24 protein-coding genes are annotated in these 21,677 nt (G+C 73.2%); 15 read left to right on the top strand and 9 right to left on the bottom strand.

The annotated features are described in order from the left end of the window. Positions 1-60: 60 nt before the first annotated feature. Both LNK82_RS32205 and LNK82_RS32200 read right to left on the bottom strand, forming a co-directional pair. The gene (locus LNK82_RS32205; RefSeq protein WP_230570661.1) at positions 61-996 is read right to left on the bottom strand and encodes a sunset domain-containing protein; all 936 of its coding nucleotides are present in this window, start codon (positions 994-996) and stop codon (positions 61-63) included. A gap of 200 nt (positions 997-1,196) precedes the next feature. After that, entirely contained in the window at positions 1,197-1,844 is a 648-nt protein-coding gene (locus tag LNK82_RS32200; protein WP_230570660.1) for a hypothetical protein, read from the bottom strand. A gap of 116 nt (positions 1,845-1,960) precedes the next feature. On the opposite strand from LNK82_RS32200, the gene LNK82_RS32195 reads away from it, so the two are divergent. Continuing rightward, positions 1,961-2,305: an ArsR/SmtB family transcription factor gene (locus tag LNK82_RS32195; RefSeq protein ID WP_230570683.1), complete on the top strand. Its 345-nt coding sequence runs from the start codon at positions 1,961-1,963 to the stop codon at positions 2,303-2,305. Next, positions 2,302-2,919, top strand: coding sequence for an SRPBCC domain-containing protein (locus LNK82_RS32190; protein WP_230570659.1), 618 nt, complete (start codon positions 2,302-2,304; stop codon positions 2,917-2,919). The genes LNK82_RS32195 and LNK82_RS32190 overlap by 4 nt, the downstream gene beginning before the upstream one ends. A 4-nt stretch (positions 2,920-2,923) precedes the next feature. On the opposite strand, the gene LNK82_RS32185 is transcribed toward LNK82_RS32190, so the two are convergent. Together LNK82_RS32185 and LNK82_RS32180 are read right to left on the bottom strand one after the other, a co-directional pair. Continuing rightward, positions 2,924-3,064: a hypothetical protein gene (locus tag LNK82_RS32185; RefSeq protein ID WP_230570658.1), complete on the bottom strand. Its 141-nt coding sequence runs from the start codon at positions 3,062-3,064 to the stop codon at positions 2,924-2,926. After that, positions 3,061-3,441: a hypothetical protein gene (locus tag LNK82_RS32180; RefSeq protein ID WP_230570657.1), complete on the bottom strand. Its 381-nt coding sequence runs from the start codon at positions 3,439-3,441 to the stop codon at positions 3,061-3,063. The genes LNK82_RS32185 and LNK82_RS32180 overlap by 4 nt, the downstream gene beginning before the upstream one ends. Positions 3,442-3,558: 117 nt before the next feature. Between LNK82_RS32180 and LNK82_RS32175 the strand changes: the two genes are divergently transcribed. Further along, positions 3,559-3,879, top strand: a complete 321-nt coding sequence (locus LNK82_RS32175) for a DUF3140 domain-containing protein (protein ID WP_230570656.1) — start codon at positions 3,559-3,561, stop codon at positions 3,877-3,879. A 3-nt stretch (positions 3,880-3,882) separates the two neighbouring features. On the opposite strand, the gene LNK82_RS32170 is transcribed toward LNK82_RS32175, so the two are convergent. Continuing rightward, positions 3,883-5,190, bottom strand: a complete 1,308-nt coding sequence (locus LNK82_RS32170) for an NAD(P)/FAD-dependent oxidoreductase (RefSeq protein WP_230570655.1) — start codon at positions 5,188-5,190, stop codon at positions 3,883-3,885. 71 nt (positions 5,191-5,261) lie between these two features. Between LNK82_RS32170 and LNK82_RS32165 the strand changes: the two genes are divergently transcribed. From LNK82_RS32165 to LNK82_RS32150, 4 genes are all read left to right on the top strand, one after another. Further along, positions 5,262-5,978: an HAD family hydrolase gene (locus LNK82_RS32165; RefSeq protein ID WP_230570654.1), complete on the top strand. Its 717-nt coding sequence runs from the start codon at positions 5,262-5,264 to the stop codon at positions 5,976-5,978. Positions 5,979-6,001: 23 nt separating this feature from the next. Continuing rightward, positions 6,002-8,386, top strand: coding sequence for a glycoside hydrolase family 65 protein (locus LNK82_RS32160; protein ID WP_230570682.1), 2,385 nt, complete (start codon positions 6,002-6,004; stop codon positions 8,384-8,386). Positions 8,387-8,720: 334 nt separating this feature from the next. Continuing rightward, on the top strand, positions 8,721-8,885 hold the full coding sequence (locus tag LNK82_RS32155; protein WP_230570653.1) for a hypothetical protein: 165 nt from the start codon (positions 8,721-8,723) through the stop codon (positions 8,883-8,885). 87 nt (positions 8,886-8,972) lie between these two features. Continuing rightward, on the top strand, positions 8,973-10,193 hold the full coding sequence (locus LNK82_RS32150; RefSeq protein ID WP_230570652.1) for an ABC transporter substrate-binding protein: 1,221 nt from the start codon (positions 8,973-8,975) through the stop codon (positions 10,191-10,193). Between the two features lie 415 nt (positions 10,194-10,608). Here LNK82_RS32150 and LNK82_RS32145 read toward each other — a convergent pair whose 3' ends face one another. After that, a complete protein-coding gene (locus tag LNK82_RS32145; protein ID WP_230570651.1) occupies positions 10,609-11,406 on the bottom strand; it encodes a hypothetical protein in 798 nt (265 codons plus the stop codon). Between the two features lie 62 nt (positions 11,407-11,468). On the opposite strand from LNK82_RS32145, the gene LNK82_RS47950 reads away from it, so the two are divergent. Further along, positions 11,469-11,978: a DUF2087 domain-containing protein gene (locus LNK82_RS47950; protein WP_230570650.1), complete on the top strand. Its 510-nt coding sequence runs from the start codon at positions 11,469-11,471 to the stop codon at positions 11,976-11,978. Positions 11,979-12,061: 83 nt separating this feature from the next. Here the strand turns inward: LNK82_RS47950 and LNK82_RS32135 are convergent, their stop codons facing one another. Further along, positions 12,062-12,886, bottom strand: coding sequence for an aldo/keto reductase (locus LNK82_RS32135; protein WP_308257355.1), 825 nt, complete (start codon positions 12,884-12,886; stop codon positions 12,062-12,064). Between the two features lie 75 nt (positions 12,887-12,961). On the opposite strand from LNK82_RS32135, the gene LNK82_RS32130 reads away from it, so the two are divergent. The 7 genes from LNK82_RS32130 (at position 12,962) to LNK82_RS32100 (ending at position 20,046) form a co-directional block, all read left to right on the top strand. Beyond that, positions 12,962-13,447, top strand: a complete 486-nt coding sequence (locus LNK82_RS32130; protein WP_230570648.1) for a winged helix-turn-helix domain-containing protein — start codon at positions 12,962-12,964, stop codon at positions 13,445-13,447. Positions 13,448-13,572: 125 nt separating this feature from the next. After that, the gene (locus LNK82_RS32125; protein WP_230570647.1) at positions 13,573-14,499 is read left to right on the top strand and encodes an NAD-dependent epimerase/dehydratase family protein; all 927 of its coding nucleotides are present in this window, start codon (positions 13,573-13,575) and stop codon (positions 14,497-14,499) included. Positions 14,500-14,570: 71 nt separating this feature from the next. Beyond that, positions 14,571-16,190, top strand: coding sequence for a carbamoyltransferase family protein (locus LNK82_RS32120; RefSeq protein ID WP_230570646.1), 1,620 nt, complete (start codon positions 14,571-14,573; stop codon positions 16,188-16,190). Continuing rightward, a complete protein-coding gene (locus LNK82_RS32115; RefSeq protein ID WP_230570645.1) occupies positions 16,187-17,377 on the top strand; it encodes a glycosyltransferase family 2 protein in 1,191 nt (396 codons plus the stop codon). Before LNK82_RS32120 ends, LNK82_RS32115 begins: the two co-directional genes overlap by 4 nt. Positions 17,378-17,379: 2 nt before the next feature. Continuing rightward, positions 17,380-18,264, top strand: coding sequence for a glycosyltransferase family 9 protein (locus tag LNK82_RS32110; RefSeq protein WP_230570681.1), 885 nt, complete (start codon positions 17,380-17,382; stop codon positions 18,262-18,264). Next, positions 18,222-19,502, top strand: coding sequence for a UDP-glucose dehydrogenase family protein (locus LNK82_RS32105; RefSeq protein WP_230570644.1), 1,281 nt, complete (start codon positions 18,222-18,224; stop codon positions 19,500-19,502). The genes LNK82_RS32110 and LNK82_RS32105 overlap by 43 nt, the downstream gene beginning before the upstream one ends. 70 nt (positions 19,503-19,572) lie before the next feature. Continuing rightward, positions 19,573-20,046 carry a VOC family protein gene (locus LNK82_RS32100; protein ID WP_230570643.1) on the top strand — a complete coding sequence of 158 codons (474 nt, stop codon included), beginning with the start codon at positions 19,573-19,575 and terminating at the stop codon, positions 20,044-20,046. A gap of 4 nt (positions 20,047-20,050) precedes the next feature. Here the strand turns inward: LNK82_RS32100 and LNK82_RS32095 are convergent, their stop codons facing one another. Further along, complete coding sequence (locus LNK82_RS32095) at positions 20,051-20,755, bottom strand: ABC transporter permease (protein WP_230570642.1); 705 nt, start codon at positions 20,753-20,755, stop codon at positions 20,051-20,053. After that, a complete protein-coding gene (locus LNK82_RS32090) occupies positions 20,752-21,666 on the bottom strand; it encodes an ABC transporter ATP-binding protein (protein ID WP_230570641.1) in 915 nt (304 codons plus the stop codon). Before LNK82_RS32090 ends, LNK82_RS32095 begins: the two co-directional genes overlap by 4 nt. Positions 21,667-21,677 lie beyond the last annotated feature (11 nt).

Raw genomic sequence — 21,677 nt, 5'->3', positions numbered from 1 at the left:
CCCGAGCGGTGTAACGCTATTCGCCTGATCGCGACGCACGGTTGGTCTGGTTGACCTACCTCATCGCGCGGGTGAGGCGACCTTGGGCTTCGGGGTCCACTGGGTGTAGCCGGCGCGCTCGGCCTCGGCGACCGAGCTGAAGGTGACGTCGCCCTTCATGCGCTTGTAGTACGGCGAGTCGGGGGTGTGGAAGATCATCGACTTGGAGTTCGCCTTGACCTCCAGGGACCCCTCGGCGGTGTCTGCGACGACGGGTGCGGAGAGGGTGGCCGGGGCCGCAACAGGGGCGGGGGCTGGGGCGGCAACCGGGGCGGGCGCGGCAATGGGAGCAGCGGTCGCGGCGGCAGGCGCGGGGGCCGGGGCGGCAGACGCGGGCGCGGCAGTGGTGGGCGCGGGGTTGAGGTCTGCGGCGGCGGCTTCCTCGGCAGGCTCCTCGGCTGCGACCGGTTCCTCGGCGGCAGCGGCGGCGGGCTTCTCGGCGGCGGCGGGCGCCTCGACAGGCTGGGCGACCTCCGACTCCGCGGCGGCTTCCTCGATCGCGGCGGGCGCGGCTTCCTCAGCAGGCTGCTCGACCGCGACCGGCTCCTCGGCGGCGGACTCCTCGACAGGCTCGGCGACCTCGGGCTCGGCGGTGGCTTCGTCGATAGTCTGGGGTGCTCCGGCTTCCGCAGCGATCTCGGGCTCCTGGGCGGCCGTCGGTGCCGGAACGGTCTCGGGTTCTTCGGCGGTCTCGGGCTCGGCCGTTTCGGAAGCCTTGGCGGCCACGGGCTTCTCGGCCGCCTCGGTGGCCTTGGCGGGCTCCGGAGTGGTTTCGGCGGCAGGGGTCGCGGCAGCGGGAGTGTCGGTGTCAGCGGTGGTGGCGGCGGGCTCCGGGGTGGATGGCTGGTCCAAGCGGGAGCGCAGGTCGCGGATGGTGGGGTCGAGGCGCAGCCAGACGACGGCCGCGCCGGCCAGGAATGCCGCCACGCACAGGATGATGGTGAACAACCAGGACACTGCCAACTCCTACGGCCACAGCTTGCGGAACAGGGACGTCGACCGGACGCGTCACGACAGGCCGCGCGCAGCTCGGTCCGCAGGCCGGGCGCCACGGGCGTTGCCACCCGAAGTCACGACGCCACACCACCAGCTCGACCCGAACGCACACGACCCGTCGGCCGAATTCACCGTGTCGGGTACCACAGACTAAGGACGCGTCAAGCGGCGTTCGGCAGCACCCCCTGCCGGCAGCCGCACCGACTGCACACGGGGTGCGCGGGCAGCCGCACGTCGGCCAGCAGTTTGCGGGCGTCGTCGAACGTCGGCACCCGTTGCCCCGGCACCAGCAGCCCGTCCAGCACCTCCTGCCGCCGCCGCGCCAACTCGCGCGACCGCTCCACCGGGTCCTTCAGCCGCGCCCGCACCCGCTCCCGCGACTGCTCACGGGCCAGGCTGCCCGCCGTGCTCAACGGCCGCCGTGCACGCGGCTCGGTCAAGCGGGCGTTGCGCCGGTTGATCCGCCACCAGGCGCCCAGCGTCATGCCCGCCACCGGGGGGCGCGCACGCCGCGCGCCCCCCTGCCACCACGACCTCAGCCGCGCACGGAGGAAGTCGTGCGCTACCTGGTCGCGGCTTCTCGGGCTGCCCTGCCTGGTGCCGTCCGGCCTGCGGTCGACCGCCGCCAGCAGGGCATCGACGCTCCACCCCTCGGCGAACCAGGGCTCGACGACCCGGCGCACGGCGGCGCGGTGGGCATCGGGCCAGGTCGCCCGCAGGCAGAGCGCCTCGACCGCCGTGTCGATCTCGGCGTCGGTCTCGGGGATGACACGGCCGGGCCACTGACGGGGATCTAGTCGAACTCGCATCGCATGGCTCCCTTCGAACGCGTACCGAACATCCGTTCGAGATAGTGCCACCGACCACCGACAATTCCGGAGCCTTAGATTTGACTTATATAAGCCCGGACTGAAAGATGCTGGTCGTGCACGCGTTCGACGTCCTCGGCGACCCGGTCCGTCGCCGCATCTTGGAGCTGCTCGCCGACGGCGAGCTGACCTCCGGCGCGGTCACGGAGGTGGTCCGCCGGGAGTTCGGCATCTCGCAACCCGCGGTCTCCCAGCACCTGCGGGTGCTGCGCGAGAACGGCTTCGCCCGCGTCCGCGCCGAAGGCACCCGACGCCTCTACGCGGTGGACGACCAGGGCCTGCGCGAGGTGGACGAGTGGCTCGACCGGTTCCGCCGGTTCTGGAGCGGGCACCTCGACGCGCTGGCCACCGAACTCGCGCGCGGCAAGCGCGAGAGGCGACTCAAGGAGGAACAACAGTGATCGACATCGCCGACCAGCTCAAGGCCATCCACCGGGAGGTGAGCGCGGGCTCGGACGAGACGATCGGCGTGCTGCTGCGACGCACGTACGACGCGGGGGCGGCGGACGTGTGGGACGCGCTCACCGACCCGGACCGCCTCAAGCGCTGGTTCCTGCCGGTCAGCGGCGACCTGCGGGAGGGCGGGAGCTTCCAGGTGGAGCACAACGCCAGCGGCACCGTCCTCACCTGCGCGCCGCCGAAGCTGCTGCGGCTGACGTGGGGCGCCGACACCAGCATCGTGGAACTGCGCCTGACCGAGGACGGCGACGAGCGCACGACGGTCGAGCTGGAGCACACGGTGCCCACGGCTATGGCGGGCAGCGGCGCGGGCGCGCTGTACGTCGGCCCCGGCTGGGACGGCGGGTTCCTCGGCCTCGGCCTGTACCTCGCGGGCGAGGTGCACGACGACTTCGACCCGCTCGCCGCCGCCGACGCGCCGGAGACCCGGCGGTTCAACGCCGGGTCCATCGACGCGTGGACGGCGGTCGTCAGCGAGTCGGGCACCGCCTCGGAGGACGAGCTGGCCGGGGCGGTCGCGGTGGCGAAGGCGCAGTACACGCCGGACGTCGGCTGACGCCCTACGGCTCGGAGACCTCGGATTCGACGGCGTCCAGCGTCGTCTCGATCCCGTCGAAGCCGGGGTCCGCGGGCGGCGCGCCCTCGGCACGGCACCCGGCCACCGCGAGCAGCAGCACGACGGCCGCGACCAGCGCCCTCACTTCACACCGCAGTGCGACGCCTGGAACTCGTCCACGCGCCGCTGCGCGTCACCGAGCCTGGTCAACTGCCCCTCGCGCCGCTCCAGCCGCCGTTCCAACCGCTCGGCACGGGCGGTCTTGCCCGCGTCGCGCGCCTGCTGCGCCTGCGCCCGCAACCACGCCGTCGACCCGGCCACGTCCGGGCCGCCGTTGATGCGCGTGGTGAGCCGGGTGACGCGCTCCTCGATGCGCGGCGCCCGCTTCTCGCACAGCTGCTTCACCTGTTCAGGGCTGATCGTGAGGGGCGCGTAGCTGCTCTCCTGCGCGCCCGCCACCCCGGTCGAGCAGAGCCCGAACGCGGCGGTGACGACGACGGCGAGGCGAATCGGTGTGTTCATGACGACCACGATCGCCGGTCGCGGTGTGGAGCGCGTGCGGCGAATGTTCGGATCGCGCAAAGACCGTGCCGGGCGACCCGCGTTTCACCCCACGCCGCAGCGGCAACCCTCTCCCCCATGACCGACAGCTTGTGGGACGACTTCCACCGCGTGGTGAACATGACCTCGCACGAACTGGAGGACTGGCTGCGCACCCGCTCGGCCGACGAGGACAGCGAGACCGTGCCCGACCAGGCGGGCACGCCCACCGGCCAGGACGTGCTGCGCGTCCTGCGCAAGCGGCGCACGGACCTGACCACCGAGGACGTCAAGGTGATGCAGAAGGTCGTGGACCGGGTGCGGGCGCAGCGGCGCGACGACCTGGAGCCGACGGCGGGCGAGGCGCACTGGAGGCACCGGCTGATGTCCATCGGCCACGACCCGCTCAAGCCGGCTTGAGCCTCACCCCCGGTTGGCGGCGCCGGCTTTCTCGGCGTCCCCCAGCCGCACGCCCGCCTCGGGGACCAGCCCGAACTGCACGACCTGGCGGCGGGCGAGGAGGTCGGTGAGCCAGTCGACGGCGACCCGCAACCGGTTGCCCGGCATCGCCAGCAGGTGGTAGCCGCGCGCCACGACCTTCGCGGGCAGGCCGGTCAACGGGACGTGCAGCGGGTTGGCCACCGCCTGCGCGCCGGCCAGGTCGACCACGAACCCCAGGTCGCGGTGCCGGTACGTGCCCACCGGGCCGTGGCCCAGGGAGGCCGCGACGTTGCGCCCGGCGAGCTTGCCCTGGCGCTGCGCGTGCTGCGCGGTCATCGGGGTCGGCTTGCCGCCGTTGAACACGTCCGGCACCGCCGCCACGTCACCGGCCGCGAACACGTGCGGGTGCGTCGGCACGGCCAGCGTGGGGTCGACGACCACCCGCCCCTTCACCGTGGCCAGCGAGACCGACTCCACCAACGGGTCGGGCCGCACGCCGACGCACCACACGAGCGTGCGCGTCGGGATCTCGCTGCCGTCGGTCAGCTTGGCGCAGTTCGCGGTGACCGCCTCGACGCTGGTCTCCAATCGCACGTCCACGCCGCGCGACCGCAGCACCCGCGCGGCGGGCCCGGACAGCCGCTCGTCCAGCCCGGGCAGCACGCGCGGCGCCAGGTCCACCAGCACCCACTTGACGTCGGACTCCGCCAACCCGCTGCGCCCGCGCAACGCCGACCGGGTCAGCTGCAGGCCCTGCGCCACCAGTTCCGTGCCCGTGTAACCGGCGCCGACCACGACGAACGTCGCCCGCGCCGCCCGTTCCGCCGGGTCGTCCGCCTGCTCGGCCAGCTCCACCTGCCGCAGCACGTGGTCGCGCAGGAACACGGCCTCGGCGACCGACTTGAACCCGAACGCGTGCTCGGCCACGCCGGGGATCGACATCAACCGGGTGACCGAACCCGCCGTCAGCACGAGCCGGTCCCACCCCAGGACGTGCTCACGCCCCTCGACGTCGACCGCCGTGCACGTGCGCGCGGCCAGGTCGAGCCCGGTGGCGTGCGCCTGCACCAGCCGCGTGCGCGGCAGCTTGGGCCGCAGCGGCACGGCCACCCGGCGCGGGTCGAGCGAGCCGCCCGCGACCTCCGGCAGCAGCGGCACGTAGAGCATGTAGTCGGTGGGGTTGACCGCCACCAGGTCGGCGGCGTCGGCGGGGAGCACGCGCTCCAGCGTGCGCAGGCAGTGGTAGCCCGCGAAGCCCGTTCCGACGACCAGCACGCGCGGCTTGCCCATGGCCCGATCCCTCCGCCGGTGTCCGTACCGCCAGCGGGTACCCCGGACGGAGAAGGGGTAGACAACTGGGCATGGCCCTGGGACTGCCCGACGCGATCACCGCCTGCCTCTTCGACCTCGACGGCGTGCTGACGAGCACGGCCGTGGTGCACCGCCGCGCGTGGCGGCGCACGTTCGACGACTTCCTGCGCCCGCACGGCGAGGCGCCGTTCGCCGAATCGGATTACCTCAAGTACGTGGACGGCCGGCCCCGCTACGACGGCGTGCGCGAGTTCCTGGCCTCGCGCGGCATCACGCTGCCCGAGGGCGAGCCGGACGACCCGCCGGACGCCGACACCGTGCACGGTGTCGGCAACCGCAAGAACGCGCTGCTGGAGGCGATCATCCGGCACGAGGGCGTGACGCCCTACGCGGGCACGGCGCCGTACCTGCGCGCGGTCGAGGCCGCGGGGTTGGGCATCGGCGTGGTGACGTCGTCGGCGAACGCGCGCAAGGTCCTCGACGCGGCCGGCCTCAGCCCGTTCGTGCAGGCCTTGGTGGACGGCGTGGTGATCAGCCGCGACGGGCTCAAGGGCAAGCCCGCGCCGGACTCGTTCCTGGCGGGCGCGCGCCTGCTCGGCGTGAGCCCGGAGCACGCCGCCGTGTTCGAGGACGCGCTGGCGGGCGTGGAAGCCGGGCGCGCGGGCGGGTTCGGGCACGTGGTGGGCGTGGACCGGACCGGGCAGCGGGAGGCGCTGCGCGCGCACGGGGCGGACGTCGTGGTCGAGGACCTGGCGGAGCTGCTGTGACCGGTTGGGAGATCCACCCCTGGATGGTGCGCTGGGACGGCCTCGCGGTCGACCAGCTGCGCCGGACCGAGTCGGTGTTCGCGCTGTCCAACGGGCACCTCGGCATGCGCGGCACGCTGGACGAGGGCGAGCCGCGCGGGCTGCCCGGCACCTACCTCAACGGCTTCTACGAGGAGCACGCGCTGCCGTACGGCGAGTCCGGCTACGGCTACCCCGAGGCCGGGGAGACCGTCGTCAACGTCACCGACGGCAAGGTGATCCGGCTGCTGGTCGAGGACGAGCCGCTGGACATGCGCTACGGCCGGGCGCACGCGCACCAGCGGGAGCTGGACTTCCGCACCGGCACGCTGCGCCGCTGCACGGAGTGGGAGTCGCCGACCGGCCGCCGGGTGACCGTGCGCAGCGAACGGCTCGTGTCGCTCACGCAGCGGGCCGTCGCGGCGATCCACTACGAGGTCGTGCCGACCGAGGACCTGCAACTGGTGGTGCAGTCGGACCTGCTGGCCAACGAGCCGGTGGAGAACGAGGGCGACGACCCCCGCGTGGCCGCGGCGCTGAACGAGCCGCTGGTCGCGGACTTCGCGCACGCCGAGGACCACCGGGCCGTGCTGGCGCACCACGCGCGCAACTCCGGGCTGCGGATGGCCGCCGCCATGGACCACGAGCTCGACGTCGAGGACGGCGTGCGCACGGAGATCCGCGCCGAGGGCGACCTGGCCCGCTTCACCGCGGCCGTGGACGTGCCGGCGGGCGGGCGGCTGCGGCTGGTGAAGTACCTGGGCTACGGCTGGTCCGCGCAACGGTCGGTGCCCGCGCTGCGCGCGCAGGTGGAGGCGGCGCTGGCGGGCGCGCGGCAGACCGGCTGGGAGGGGCTGCTGGCCGAGCAGCGGCGGTTCCTGGACGACTTCTGGGAGGTCGCGGACATCGAGCTGCACGGCGACGACGAGTTGCAGCAGGCGCTGCGGTTCGCGCTGTTCCACATCATGCAGGCGGCGGTGCGCGGCGAGACCAGGGCGATCCCCGGCAAGGGGCTGACCGGGCCGGGGTACGACGGGCACGCGTTCTGGGACACCGAGATGTTCGTGCTGCCCGTGCTGGCCTACACCGTGCCGGAGGCGGCGCGGGACGCGTTGCGGTGGCGGCACTCGACCTTGGGCAAGGCGCGCGAGCGGGCCGGGGTGCTCGGCCAGCGCGGCGCGGCGTTCCCGTGGCGGTCGATCAGCGGCGCGGAGTGCTCGGCGTACTGGCCCGCGAGCACGGCCGCGTTCCACGTCAACGGCGACGTCGCGCACGCCGTGGCGCAGTACGTGAACGCGACCGGCGACCAGGCGTTCGAACGCGAGTGCGGCGCGGAGATCCTGGCCGAGACGGCGCGGCTGTGGACGTCCCTGGGGCACCACGACCAGCACGGCGGGTTCCGCATCGACGGCGTGACCGGGCCGGACGAGTACTCGGCCGTGGTGGACAACAACGTCTACACCAACCTCATCGCGCAGAAGAACCTGCGCGGCGCGGCGGACGCGTGCGAGCGGTGCCCGGACGTGGCCGAGCGGCTCGAGGTCACCGCCGACGAGGTCCGGGGCTGGCGGGAGGCCGCCGACAAGATGCTGGTCCCGTTCGACGAGCTGCTCGACGTGCACCAGCAGCACGAGGGGTTCACCTCGCACGCCGAGTGGGACTTCGAGGGCACCGACCCCGACGAGTACCCGTTGCTGCTCAACCGGCCGTACTTCGACCTGTACCGCAAGCAGGTGGTCAAGCAGGCCGACCTGGTGCTGGCCATGCACGTGCGCGGTGACGCGTTCACGCCCGCGCAGAAGGCCCGCAACTTCGCCTACTACGAGCCGCGGACGGTGCGCGACTCGTCGTTGTCGGCCGGCACGCAGGCGGTGCTGGCCGCCGAGGTCGGCGCGGTGCGGCTGGCCTACGACTACCTGGCCGAGGCGGCGTTCACCGACCTGCACGACCTGCACCGCAACGTCCACAACGGACTGCACATGGCGTCGCTCGCGGGCGCGTGGATCGCGCTGGTGGCCGGGTTCGGCGGCATGCGCGACCACGACGGCGAGCTGTCGTTCGCGCCGCGCCTGCCGCCGGGGCTGACCAGGATGGCGTTCCGCATGTCGTTCCGCGGCACCCGGCTCGCGGTGGAGGTCGAGGAGGGCTCGGTCACCTACCGGATCGTCGCGGGCGACGCGCTGCGCGCGAGCCACCACGGCGAGCCGATCGAGGTGGAGCCGGGCGCACCGGTCACGATGTCCACACCGGACCCGCCCGAGCCGCCCGAGCTGCGCCAGCCGCCGAACCGCGCGCCCGTCCGGAGGTCGCCCTCGGTCCGCGGGACGTTCACAGTCGTTCCGGGGGAACCCGGAACGGAAACCGCGACGGCGCAACAAGATCGACGATGAGGTGCCCGGCCGGACTCTTGGGGGGAGGGGAGCCCGGCCGGGACTTGTCAGGCGGCCTGCTGGGGGGCGGCAGCCGCCTACGGCCTCATCGTAGGGGCGGGTACCCCCGTTACCGGGGTTCAATCAGGGAATCCGATGGCGACCACGTGATCCGCGTCATCACGGCGCCCGCACGACCGTGCACGCTCGCCCGGCAGGCCCGGTGACCAGCGCGGACGATCTCCGCGCCATCGGGTCGGCGCCGCGTGGCCCACCGGGTCCGCCCGAGCGATAGGTAACCCACAGGAGTGAGAGGGGCAGCGCCGCGGGCCGCAGCCGGACAGGATGCCCAAACGTGAGCTCAACACCGATCTACGACGAGTTGGCGGCCACGTACCTCGCCGACCTCATCCCCGCGCCCGGCGAGCCCGCCGGGCCGGGGCAACCCGACGGGCAGGCGCCCGCGCCGACCACCGGGGCACCCGACCGGCCGCAGCCACGCCCCCGACCGAAGGTCTGAACCACCTCCGATCTTGACACCGCCTCACGCAGCGGAGTAGGACGAGCGCAGCCCGTAAAGGTCGCCTACCCCGAAGGGTGGAGCGGAATGCGTGGACGAGCGCTGCTCCTGACAGCGATCCTGTTCGCCGCCGGTGCGTGCAACGCAGAGCAGACCGAGACCCCCGACCAGGTGACACTGACCTGGTGGGACTACCTCAACCACTCCCCCATGGCGGACCAGGCCGTGGACAGCCTCCTGACCCGTTATCGGCAGGAACACCCCGACGTGCGGATCGAGCGCACCTCCCTGCCCTACCCCGAGTTCCAGGCCAAGATCGCCGAGGCGACCGCGTCCGGCGTGTTCCCCGACATCGCCGCGGTCGCCTCCACCGACCTGCCGCGGCTGGCCGAGGGCAACGCCCTGGCCGACCTGACCGACCGCTTCGACCGGTGGGACTTGGCGGACGAGTTCCTCGCGCCGGTGCGTGAGAGCGTCACCCGCGGCGGACGCGTCCACGGCGTACCGCTGCGCACCACCACCACCGCGCTGGTCTACGACCGGGACCACTTCGCCGCCGCCGGCCTCACGAACCCCCCGACGACGTGGGAGGAGCTGCGGGCGGCCGCGAAGACCCTGACCACCCCCGACCGGGCCGGCCTCTGCTTCGGCGCGAAGGACGACGACCTGACCGTCACGTTCCTGCCCCTGCTGTGGCAGGCCGGCGGTGACGTCGACGGGATCGGCGACCAGGCCTCGCTCGACGCCCTCGCCCACCTTGACGGCCTGGTGAACACCGACCGCAGCACCCCGGCGGAGGCGCTCGGCTGGACGGACGCCGACGTGCGGCAGCGGTTCGCCGAGGGTCGGTGCGCGATGGCGATCACGGGACCCGCCGCGATCCCCGACCTCAACCAGGCGGGGCTGGACTGGGCGGCGGCGCCGCTGCCCGACGGGGCGGCGGGCGGCGCGGGCCAGCTCGGCGGCGAGGCGTGGGTGATCGGCCGCAACGGTCGGGTGGACCGGGCGTGGGACGTGCTGACGTGGCTGGCCGAGCACCCGGACAACGCCACCGAGTTCGGCGGCGGCCTCGGCGCGCTGCCCAACCGCGCGGACACCGTGGACGACCTGGCCTGGCAGTGGGACCCGAACGTCAGCGGCTTCACCGGACAGCTGCGGTCGGCTCGGACCCGAACCGCGTACGGCGCGAAGTACCCGGAGATCTCCCGAGCCCTCGCCACCATGGCCACGCGGGTGCTCACCGGGGAGCGCCGACCCGATCAGGCGACCGCGGAGGCCAGGGCGGAGATCGACCGGCTACTGCGCTAGTGCCGCGCCGGTGCAGGTGACACGCGGAGCCGCGACCCGTGACCCGCGGATTAGCCGTAATGCCGGAGCGTGTTGGGCGATATGCCCCGTAGGGGGAAGTGGTTGGCGGCGAGGATGAGCCGAACGGGCGCGGGTAACCCCAGGTCATGCGGAACGAGGCGGCCGTGCGTGAACGGCGGACGGGGAAGAAGGCCGGACAACGGCCCGAGGCAGGCGAACGCGGCTTCAGCCGGGCGCAGCTGCTCGCGCTCGTGGTCGGCCTGCTCCAGGTCGTCACGGCCTCCATGCCGTTCCTCCCGATGGGCGACGGCGCCATCCACACCCTGTACGTGTGCACGGGCCTCGCCGGCGTCGCGCTCGCGTGGCATCACCTGCACGCGCGGTGCTACGGGGTCCTCCTGCTGCTGCTCTACGGTCAGCTGTTCATCACCGACGCGGAGGACACCGGGGCCATGGGCCTGCCCACGTGGGAGACGCTCGCGTACGGCCGGGCCGCCCTGGCGGGCGTGGTGATCGCGCTGATCCCGGCGTTCAAGCGGCGGTAGTCGCCCGCGGTCATCGTGCCGTCCGGGTGGAAGCGCAGCTTGGCGTCGCCGCTGAGGGCGATCGACTCGAACATCGCGAGGTCGGACTTGGTGGTCGGCCGCCAGTACATGTGCGCGCCGTGGGTGACGCCCATGTCCATCGACATCATGGTCGCCACCGCCCGGTCGTACCGGCGGCGGCTCAGGTCCGCGCCACCGGAGGCGCGGATGTCGAACACGTCGTGGTCGCCGGTCAGGGGCCGCAGCCAGCCGCGCCGGTCGACACCGTGCACCACGCCGTCGCGCACGACGTACTCACCCCGTCGTTCGAACCGGTCCATCTTGTCGCGCAACGCCTCGAACTCGACGCGCCGCTGGTCGTACCGGCGCAGCAGCCGGTCGTGGAGGTCGTGGCGGGGTAACTCGGGCCGGAAGTAGCCGACGAGACCCCGGTGGCGGCGGGCCGCGCCCAGGCGGACGTCGAGGTCGTCGATGGTCTTGGCCTTCACCGCCTCGGGTTTGGGCAGCGCGCCCTCGCGCAACCACGCCACCGCGTGCGGGTTGGTGGCCCGCACGTCGATGACGAGGTCCTGCTCGGCGGCCACCTGCTGGAACTTGCGGGCGTTCTCGGTCGGCATGCCGAAAACCGACTCCACCGACGCCAGGGGGAAGAGGTGATCAGTGCGCACGGCTATTAAGGTCCGCCCGAAATGGGCGTGCACCAGACCGCGGGGTTCGGTTAGCTCGAAGCGTGACCCCTGATTCACTGATCGGACTGCTGGCCGAACCCGAGCGGTTGCGCGTGGCCGCCGCTCTGGTGCTCGGCGCCCGCACAACGGCGGACATCGCCGCGGCGACCGGGTTGGACGCTCGGCGGGTCGAGAACTCGTTGCGCCGGCTGCGGTCGGCCGGTCTCGTCGTGACCGACGGTTCGGGCTTGCGGTTGCGCGAGGAGCTGTTCAAGGAGGCCACCCGGGTCGAACAGGCGAACCGGGTCCAGGAGGACCCGTTCGTGCGAGATGGGCGGCTGGTGAAGCTCCCCGCGCAGCGCGGGCGCAGGCGGGCGGTGCTCGAACAGGTGAGCACCGCGTTCGAGCCGGGTAGACGGTACCCCGAGCGGGACGTCGTGGACGTGCTGAAGCGGTGGTGCGAGGGCGGTGAGGTCGACCACGTGACCGTGCGCCGGTACCTCGTGGACGAAGGACTGCTCAGCCGGGACGACGGCGTGTACTGGCGTACCGGCGGCCCGGTGAGCGTCTAGCGGTCGTCAACGCCCGTGGCGTGGTTCTTGCGGACGTGTGGTCGTGTGTCGTTCGGTGGTGGGATCGTCGGGTGTCCGGCCGGTCAGCCGAAGGTGTCGGGATCGGGACCGGTGCGCTCGCCCCGGTCCAGTTCCCCGATCCGGCCCATGTCCTCGTCGTCGAGCTCGAAGTCGAACAGGGCGAAGTTCTCCGCGATCCGGCTCGGCGTCACGGACTTGGGGATGACCACGTTGTCCAGCTGCACGTGCCAGCGCAGCACGACCTGCGCGGGCGTGCGGCCGTGCTTGGCCGCGATCCCGGTGATGACCGGGTCGGACAGCAGCGCGCCCTGCGCCAGCGGGCTCCACGCCTCGGTCGCGATGCCCAGCCGGGCGTGCACGGCGCGCAGCTCCGCCTGCTGGAGCCTCGGGTGCAGCTCGACCTGGTTCACCGCGGGCACCGCTCCGGTCGCCTCCACGATCCGCTCCAGGTGCGCGGGCTGGAAGTTGGACACGCCGATCGCCCGCACCCGGCCGTCGGCGTGCAGCTTGCCCAGCGCGCGCCAGGTGTCGACGTACCGGTCCTGCTTGGGCGCGGGCCAGTGCACCAGGTACAGGTCGACCCGGTCGAGGCCGAGCCGCTCGGCGCTCGCGTCGAACGCGCGCAGCGCCTCGTCGTAGCCCTGGTCGGAGTTCCACAGCTTGGTGGTCACGAAGATCTCGTCGCGCGGCACGGGCGACTGGGCGATGGCCCGGCCGACCTGCTCCTCGTTGCGGTAGGCGGCGGCCGTGTCGATGCTGCGGTAGCCGACCCGCAACGCCTCGGTCACCGCGCCGACGGCGTCCTCAATGGACACCTGGAAGACGCCGAAACCGAGCTGCGGCATGGTGACGCCGTTGTTCAGGGTGATGGTCCTCATGGGCCTCATCATGCCCGCTGTCAACACCTCCCACGTGCTGGAACGCGTTGACCGGCGGCACGCCCCACTGGTCCGATCACCACCGTGACGGCATTGTCCGAGGTGGCGGAGGTCGAGGTGAGGGTCGTCATCCGCGTCTCCGCGACCGGCACGCCGGTGGTGGACGCGGCGGGACGGCTGGCGGAGGCGCTGCGCGCGGCGCTCGACCTGCCGGACGCGGACGTGGTGGTCGACCTGCCGGTCGCGCGGGTCGAGCCGGAGCTGCGGATCGTGGCCGACTCGCGCCGCGTGCTGCGCCGCGGCGTGCCCGTGGAGCTGACCAGGCTGGAGTTCGACCTGTTGCACCACCTGTGCGCGAACCCGCACCGGGTGCACCGGCGGACCGCGCTGATGGCGAGCGTGTGGGGCACGACGAGCACCGTGGACACCCGCACGGTGGACGTGCACGTGCGACGCATCCGGCACAAGCTGGGCGAGGCGGCGTCGATCATCACGACCGTGCGCGGTGTCGGCTACCGGGTGGACCACGTCGGCGAGGTCGTCGTGGAGCGGGAGACACCGGTCGGCTGATCGTCTCCACGACCGCGCGAGCCGCGATCGACCCCGGCCGGGGGGTGTCGCGCGATTCGGGACACCACCGAGTACTACCCCGGGAAGTGGTGGTTACTCGTCGGCTCCACGGGTAGGCCCAGCTCATGGGATTCGAACGAGCGGTGGTGACGGGTGGGGCCGGGTTCCTCGGCTCGCACGTGTGCGAAGCGCTGCTCAAGCGCGGCACACGGGTGGTGTGCGTCGACGACTTCCGCACCGGGTCACCGGACAACCTGCCGGACGACCCCAGGCTGGGCGTGGTGGTCGAGGACGTGGCCAAACCGCTCGACCTGCTCGGCCACGTCGACCTGGTGATGCACCTGGCCTGCCCGGCCTCGCCGGTCGACTACCTGCGCACGCCCGTCGACACGCTCAAGGCCGGCGGTTTCGGCACGCTGCACGCGCTGGAGCTGGCGCGGCGCAAGAACGCGCGGATCGTCATCGCCTCCACCAGCGAGGTGTACGGCGACCCGTTGGAGCACCCGCAGCGCGAGACGTACTGGGGCAACGTCAACCCGATCGGCCCGCGCAGCGTCTACGACGAGGCCAAGCGCTTCGGCGAGGCGATGACCTGCGCGTTCCGCGGCGAGTACGGCGTGGACACGGGGATCGTCCGCATCTTCAACACCTACGGCGCCCGGATGCGGCCCGACGACGGCCGGATGATCCCGACGTTCGTGCGGCAGGCGCGCGCGGGCGAGCCGCTGACCGTGCACGGCGACGGCACGCAGACGCGGTCGCTGTGCCACGTGGACGACCTGGTGCGCGGCCTGCTGTCGATGGCGGAGTGCGACCACCCCGGTCCGGTGAACCTCGGCAACCCCGAGGAGATCACCGTGCTGGAAGTGGCGCGCAAGGTCATCGAGCTGACCGGCAGCACGTCCACGATCGAGCACGTCGACGCGATGACCGACGACCCGCGCCGACGCCGCCCGGACATCTCGCTGGCCCGGCAGGTGCTGTGCTGGCAGCCGGAGATCGGGTTGGACGAGGGACTGCGGCGGTCGTTTGACCGCCAACTCGTCGGGTAGTCGGACGACACCGGTCCGCGACGGTCGCACCGGGTCCGGTCCACACAGGAGTCGAGCGAAAGGGGAGAACCGTGCGGGTGCTCGGTGTCAACGCGGTCTTCCACGACCCCGCCGCCGCCCTGGTGGTGGACGGCGAGGTGGTGGCCGCCGCGGAGGAGGAACGGTTCTCGCGGCGCAAGCACGGCAAGCGGCCGGTGCCGTTCTCCGCGTGGGAACAGCCCGAGCAGGCGGCGCGCTGGTGCCTGGAGCACGCCGGGCTGACGCCGGCCGACCTGGACGCCGTCGCCTACTCCTACGACCCGGACCTGGTCGAGCCCAGCGACGTGCCGTGGGAGGACCTGCGCACCCAGTACGCCCGCCGCGCGCCGTACTTCCTCGCCACCGCGCTGCCGGGGCTGGACCCGGAGATCGTGCGGTTCGTGCCGCACCACGTGGCGCACGCCGCGTCGACGGGCTTGGCCGCGCCGTTCGACGGCGACTGCGCCGTGCTGGTCAACGACGGTCGCGGCGAGTGCCGCTCGCACCTGGCGGGCAGCTACCGCGACCACAAGCTGGAGACGTTGGCCGCGCAGCACCTGCCGCACTCGCTCGGCCTGCTCTACGAGGACCTGACCGAGCACCTCGGCTTCCTGCGCTCCAGCGACGAGTACAAGGTGATGGCGCTGGCCTCCTACGCCGAGCCCAAGCACCTGGACCTGCTGCGCGAGCACGTGCGCGCGACCGGGGACGGCGGGTTCGCGGTGACGCCGCTGGACTGGGCGACGCTGGCCAAGCGCCGCGACCCGGACGGCGAGGTGACGCGCGAGCACGCCGAACTGGCGGCGAGCGTGCAGGTGCGCGTCGAGGAAGTGCTGTTGGACCTGGTCCGGTGGCTGCACGAGCGGACCGGGCAGAAGCGGCTGACCATGGCGGGCGGCGTGGCGCTCAACTGCGTGGCGAACACGCGGATCTTCGCCGAGGGGCCGTTCGACGAGGTGTGGGTGCAGCCGGCGGCCGGTGACGCGGGCACCGCGCTGGGTGCGGCGTTGCAGGTGGTCGCGGACGCGGGCGAGCCCGCCGGCCCGATGCCCGGCGCCGACCTGGGCCGGTCGTGGACGGATGCGCAGGTCGAGGACTACCTGCGCACGGCGAAGATCGCTTACGAGGAGCCGGACGACGTGGCCGTCGCGGTGGCCGAGGCGTTGGCCGACGACCAGGTGGTCGCCTGGTTCCAGGGTCGCAGCGAGTACGGGCCGCGGGCGTTGGGCCGTCGGTCGCTGCTCGCGCACCCCGGGAGGGCGGAGAACCTGGCCCGGCTCAACGAGGTGAAGGGGCGCGAGCAGTTCCGGCCGATCGCGCCGATGGTGCCGGCCGACCGCGCGGCCGAGCTGTTCGAACGGGGGCCGTTGCCGAGCCCGTACATGCTCTTCGTGCACGACGTGCGCCCGGAGTGGCGTGACCGGATCCCGGCGGTCGTGCACGTGGACGGCACCGCGCGCGTGCAGACCGTCGACCCGGGGACGGAGCCGCTGATGGCGCGGGTGCTCCGCGAGTTCGACCGGCGCACGGGCGTGCCCGTCGTGGTGAACACGAGCCTGAACACGGCCGGGCGGCCGATGGTGGACGACCCGCGCGACGCGCTGGAGTGCTTCGGCTCGGCGCCGGTCGACCTGCTGGCGATCGGCCGGTTCGTGGTGCGGCGGCGGCCGTGAGCGTCGACTACGCGGTGGTCATCCCCACCGTCGGCCGGGACAGCCTGCGCGTCGTGCTGAACGCGGTGGAGCACGGTGTCGGCCCGCCGCCGCGCGAGATCATCGTGGTGGACGACCGGCCCGAGGCCGGACCCTTGCCGCCGACGCACTCGGCGCGCGTGCTGCGTTCCGGCGGTCGTGGCCCGGCCGCCGCGCGCAACGCCGGGTGGCGTGCCGCGTGCTGCGAGTGGGTCGCGTTCCTGGACGACGACGTGGTGCCGCCGCGTGACTGGAAGCTGCGGCTGACCGCGGACTTGGCGGGGCTGGGGCTGGACGTCGGGGCGTCGCAGGCGCGGATCGTCGTGCCGCTGCCGGAGGACCGCAGGCCGACCGACTGGGAGCGCGGCACGGCGGGGTTGGCCGATGCCCGGTGGATCACGGCGGACATGGCGTACCGGCGGGCGGCTCTGGTGCACGCGGGAGGGTTCGACGAGCGGTTCCCGCGCGCGTACCGGGAGGACGCCGAGCTGGCGTTGCGCGTGCAGGCGCACGGGTACCGGATCGTGAACGGTGATCGGGTGACCACGCACCCGGTGCGGGAGGCGGAGTTCTTCGCCAGCCTGAAGCAGCAGCGGGGCAACGCGGACGACGCGTTGGTGCGGCGGTTGTTGGGGCCGCGGTGGCGTGAGCGGATCGGTGGCGCGCCCGGCCGGCTGCCCTGGCACGTGGCGACCACGGGGGCCGGTGGGGTGGCGGTCCTTTGCGGACTTCTCGGGTGGTGGAAGGCGGCGGTGGCGTTCGGCGGGGCGTGGGCCGGGTTGACCGGGTGGTTCGCCGCGCGGCGCATCGCGCCCGGGCCGCAGACCCGGGACGAGGTGGCGAGGATGGTCGTGACCAGCCTCGCGATCCCGCCCGCGGCGTGCTGGCACCGGCTGCGGGGCGAGGTGCGCCACCGGGCCGTGCCGGTTGTCGGAGGGCCGGGTCGGGGGGTCGTGCTGGTGGCCGACGCGTTGGGTCGACTGCGTTCGCGGGTCGAGTTGCGGGCGGCGGCACGCGGGGCCGGGACGGCGGACAGGCGCGGGGCGGCAGGCAGGTCTGCGGAGTCGGCGCGCGGATCTGCGAAGGCGGACGAACGCGGGGCGGCAGGCAAGTCCGGGGCGGGGCGCGAGGCCGGGATTGATCCCGGGACCGGGACGGTGCGGTCGTGAGGATGCTCGTGTTGCGCGCGCTCGGGCTCGGCGACCTCCTGACGGCCGTGCCCGCGCTGCGCGGGTTGCGCCGGGCGCACCCCGAGGCCGAGATCACCCTGGCCGCACCGGGTTGGCTGGCCGACGCGGTGGCCCGGATCGACGCGGTCGACCGGCTGCTGCCCACCGAAGGGCTCGTGCCCCTCGACTACGACTCGCCGGACCTGGCGGTCAACCTGCACGGACGCGGGCCGCAGAGCACCGAACTGCTCCGCGCCACCCACCCCGCCCGCCTGATCACGCACGGCGTGCACGTGCCGTGGCCCCGGCACCAGCACGAGGTGCTGCGGTGGTGCCGGCTGCTGGCGCAGTTCGGCATCGCCTGCGACCCGGCCGACCTGCGCCTGCCGCCGTTGCCACACCACGACGCGATCGTCGTGCACCCCGGCGCGAGCCACGCCGCCCGCCGTTGGCCGGCCGACCGGTTCGCGGCGGTGGCGCGGGCGTTGGGCCCGGACGTGGTGGTGACCGGGAGCCCCGCCGAGGAGCCCCTGGTCCGCGCGGTCGCGCCGGGGCGGACGCGGATCGGGGACCTGGCCGGGCTGCTCGACCTGGTGGCCGGCGCGCGACTCGTCGTCTGCGGCGACACCGGCGTGGCCCACGTCGCCACCGCCTACGGCACGCCGTCCGTGGTGCTGTTCGGGCCGGTGCCCCCGGCCGAGTGGGGACCGAGGTCGGGGCCTCACCACGTGCTGTGGCACGGCACGACCGGCGACACGTTCGCCGACCGACCCGACCCGGGGCTGCTCGGGATCACCGCGGACGAGGTGCTCGACGCCGCACGATCGCTGCTGGGAGGTGGACCGTGGCCAGGATCGGCGTCATCGGCGCGGGCTATGTCGGGTTGACCACCGCGGCCTGCTTCGCACGGCTCGGGCACACCGTCGTGTGCGCGGACGTGGACGGGGCGAAGGTGGCGGCGCTCGGCCGGGCCGAGATCGGCGCGCACGAGCCGGGGCTGGCGGACCTGGTCGCGGAGGGGTTGCGGGCCGCGCGGCTGCGGTTCGTGCTCGGCAACGCCGACGCGCTGTCCGATGTGGACTTCGTGTTCCTCTGCGTGCCGACGCCGACCGGCGCGGACGGCGCGGCCGACCTCACCGCGGTGAACGCGGTGCTGCGCGAGGCACGGGACGCGGTCCGGCCCGGCTGCGTCCTGGTGATCAAGTCGACGGTGCCCGCCGGCACGACCGAGCGGGTGGCGGAGCTGGTGGACCGGCCGGACGTGCAGGTGGTGTCCAACCCGGAGTTCCTGCGAGAGGGGCACGCGGTGGACGACTTCCTGCGACCCCAACGGGTCGTGGTCGGGTCGGAGGCGGAGGACGCGGCACGGCGGGTGGTCGCGCTGTACGCGGGCACCGGCGCGCCCGCGCTGGTCACCGGCAGCGCGAGCGCCGAGCTGGTGAAGTACGCCAGCAACTGCTTCCTGGCGATGAAGCTGTCCTACGTCAACAGCCTGGCCGAGCTGTGCGAGCGGGTCGGGGCGGACATCGGCGACGTGACCGAGGGCATGCGGCTGGACGACCGGATCGGGTCGTCGTTCCTGGAGCCGGGTCCGGGCTGGGGTGGTTCGTGCTTCCCCAAGGACACCAGGGCGCTGCTGTCCACGGCGGAGGACGCGCGGGTCGACTTCCCGCTCCTGCGCGCGACCATCGGCACGAACGGCCACCAGGCGCACCGCGTGGTCGCGATGGTGCGCGAGGCGGTGGGCGGCACGTTGGCGGGCATGCGGCTCGGGCTGCTCGGGCTGACGTTCAAGGCCGGCACCGACGACCTGCGCGACTCGCCCGCCCTGGCGGTCGCCTCGCTGCTGGCGGCGGAGGGCGCGCGGCTCACCGGCTACGACCCGTGCGTCGCGGAGGACTGCGGCCCGGTGCGGGTGCTCGACTCGGCCGAGGCGGTGGCCGAGGGCGCGGACGGGCTGGTGGTGCTGACCGAGTGGCCGGAGTTCGCGGAGCTGGACTGGCCGAACCTGGCCGCCGCGATGGCCCGGCCGGTCATCGTGGACACCCGCAACCTGCTGCCGGCCGAGAAGGTGGCCGAGGCGGGGTTCCACCTGGTCTCGTTGGGCAGGCGACACCCGAAGTAGGACCGGAGCCGACCTACATCGTCACTACCGTCGTCCTCGTCGGAGAACCCCGGAACGAGGAGACGATCAAGTGAACGTTGTGCCCGACGGCTACCACACCGTGACGCCCTGGATCATCACCGCAGGTCGCACGGCCGAACTGATCGACTTCACGGTCGCCGTCCTCGACGCCGTCGAACTGGGCCGCGTGGAGGTCGACGGGGTGATCGGCCACGCCGAGGTCCGCGTCGGCGACTCGGTGGTGATGATGTTCGACACGCCGGGGTGGCCGGCCACCCCGGCGTTCCTGCGGCTCTACGTCGCCGACGACGCCGAGGTGCTGCGGCGCGCCGTCGCCCGCGGCTCGGTCGTGGTGACCGAGCCGACCGAGCTGTTCTGGGGCGACCGGGTGAGCCGCGTGCGCGACCCGTTCGGCAACCTGTGGTGGGTCCACCAGCGCGTCGCGGAGCCGACCCCGGACGAGCTGGCGGCCCGGATGGTCGACCCCGCGTTCGTCGCGGCGATGGAGTACGTCCAGAGCGCGGACTTCTCCCCCGCCGGCTGACGGCCTACCCGCGCGGGTCCCAGCGGAAGAAGCGGACGGCCAGGGCGGTGGCGGCGACGGTCCACAGCGCCACGGACAACACCGCCGGGCCGATCTGGTCGGCCGGTCCGCCCCAAGCCGCGCCGACCAGCGTGCCGAGGCCGGTGCCCGGCACGAGGAACACCGGCAGCTCCAGGTTGCCGTTCGACCCGAACAGCCCGCCGAGGATCAGGGCGAAGAAGAACGGCGCCGTGGTGATCTGGGCGAGTTCCGCCGTGCCGGTGACACCGCTGGTGCACACGCCCGCCGCGCAGCTGAGCGCCACGCCGCCGACCATGGCGAGCACCAGCAGCTCGGGCCGGGCGGGCACCGGCGCGCCCGCCGCCACGCTGATGCCCAGCAGCACGCACGCCTGCGCGAGGCCGAGCACCACCACCGGCAGCAGGACGCCGGTCAGCACGACGACGTCCGACGCCGCGCCCGTCCGCAGCCGCTTCAGGTAGAGGTCCTGCCTGCGGGCGGTCAACGAGGTCGTCACCGTCACGTACACGGTGAACCCGAACGAGAACAGCAGTTGGAGCGTGACGACCATCGTCCAGCCGGTGTCCTCGCCGTCCATCGTCAGCGCGAAGTAGACACCCGTCGCCAGCGGCATCAGCACGGCCAACGCGGCGGCGGTCCGGTTGCGCAGCAGGAGCTTCAGCTCGGCCACGCCCAGTGCGGCGATCATGCGGCCACTACCTCCTTGCCCGTCCGGGCACTGTGGAACACGTCCTCCAACGACGCGTGGTGCGCGCGGATCCGGCCCAACCTCAGGCCCTCCCGCCGCGCCCACGCCAGCAACTCCGCCATGTCGTCCTGCAGCTCGCCGGTGCGCACCTCGACCCGACCGGTCGGCCGGTGCACCACGTCGCCGGACAACATCGGCAACGCCCCCACGTCGAGCCGGTCCGGCAGGTCGAACTCGATCCGCGCCGGCTGGGCGGCGAGCACGTCCACCAGCGCGCCGGACACCGCGACCAGGCCCTCGTGCAGGATCGCGAGCCGGTGCGCGAGCGACTCGGCCTCCTCCAGGTAGTGCGTGGTCAGCACCACGGTCGTGCCCTCGACCAGCAACCCGCGCACCACCTCCCACGTCCGCTGCCGCGACTCGGGGTCCAACCCGGTCGTCGGCTCGTCCAGGAACAGCAGCTCCGGCCGGCCGAGCACGGCCAGCGCGAGGTCGAGCCGCCGCCGCTCGCCGCCGGACAGCTGCTTGATCCGCACGTCGCGCCGGTGCGCCAGGTCCAGCCGCTCCAGCACGTCCTCGGTGGCGCGCCGACCGCTCGTGACGCCCCACAGCGCCACCATCTCGCGCGCGGTCAGGTCGGCCGGGAACCCGCTGTCCTGCAACATGATCCCGGTGCGCGAGCGCAACGCCGCCCGTTCCCGGAACGGGTCGAGCCCCAGCACCCGCACGGTGCCGGCGAACGGGGCGCGCAGCCCTTCCAAGGTCTCCATCGTCGTGGTCTTGCCCGCGCCGTTGGTGCCCAGGAGCGCGAACAGCTCCCCCCGCTGAACCTCGAAGTCCACCCCTCGCACGGCTTCGAAGTCCCCGTAGCGGCACCTCAGGCCGGCCACGTCGATCACTGTCTCTCCCATGGCCACCATCG

This window comes from Saccharothrix luteola (genome assembly GCF_020859565.1).
Taxonomy (GTDB): domain Bacteria; phylum Actinomycetota; class Actinomycetes; order Mycobacteriales; family Pseudonocardiaceae; genus Actinosynnema; species Actinosynnema luteola.
This window is presented reverse-complemented; position numbering and strand designations above follow the sequence as displayed.

Bases quoted from the DNA above. Each gene is read 5' to 3' on its own strand.
- LNK82_RS32200 (WP_230570660.1), bottom strand. From the start codon at position 1,844: ATGCGAGTTCGACTAGATCCCCGTCAGTGGCCCGGCCGTGTCATCCCC.
- LNK82_RS32180 (WP_230570657.1), bottom strand. From the start codon at position 3,441: ATGAACACACCGATTCGCCTCGCCGTCGTCGTCACCGCCGCGTTCGGG.
- LNK82_RS32175 (WP_230570656.1), top strand. From the start codon at position 3,559: ATGACCGACAGCTTGTGGGACGACTTCCACCGCGTGGTGAACATGACC.
- LNK82_RS32170 (WP_230570655.1), bottom strand. From the start codon at position 5,190: ATGGGCAAGCCGCGCGTGCTGGTCGTCGGAACGGGCTTCGCGGGCTAC.
- LNK82_RS32165 (WP_230570654.1), top strand. From the start codon at position 5,262: ATGGCCCTGGGACTGCCCGACGCGATCACCGCCTGCCTCTTCGACCTC.
- LNK82_RS32160 (WP_230570682.1), top strand. From the start codon at position 6,002: ATGGTGCGCTGGGACGGCCTCGCGGTCGACCAGCTGCGCCGGACCGAG.
- LNK82_RS32150 (WP_230570652.1), top strand. From the start codon at position 8,973: ATGCGTGGACGAGCGCTGCTCCTGACAGCGATCCTGTTCGCCGCCGGT.
- LNK82_RS32135 (WP_308257355.1), bottom strand. From the start codon at position 12,886: ATGAGGCCCATGAGGACCATCACCCTGAACAACGGCGTCACCATGCCG.
- LNK82_RS32125 (WP_230570647.1), top strand. From the start codon at position 13,573: ATGGGATTCGAACGAGCGGTGGTGACGGGTGGGGCCGGGTTCCTCGGC.
- LNK82_RS32110 (WP_230570681.1), top strand. From the start codon at position 17,380: ATGCTCGTGTTGCGCGCGCTCGGGCTCGGCGACCTCCTGACGGCCGTG.
- LNK82_RS32095 (WP_230570642.1), bottom strand. From the start codon at position 20,755: ATGATCGCCGCACTGGGCGTGGCCGAGCTGAAGCTCCTGCTGCGCAAC.
- LNK82_RS32090 (WP_230570641.1), bottom strand. From the start codon at position 21,666: ATGGGAGAGACAGTGATCGACGTGGCCGGCCTGAGGTGCCGCTACGGG.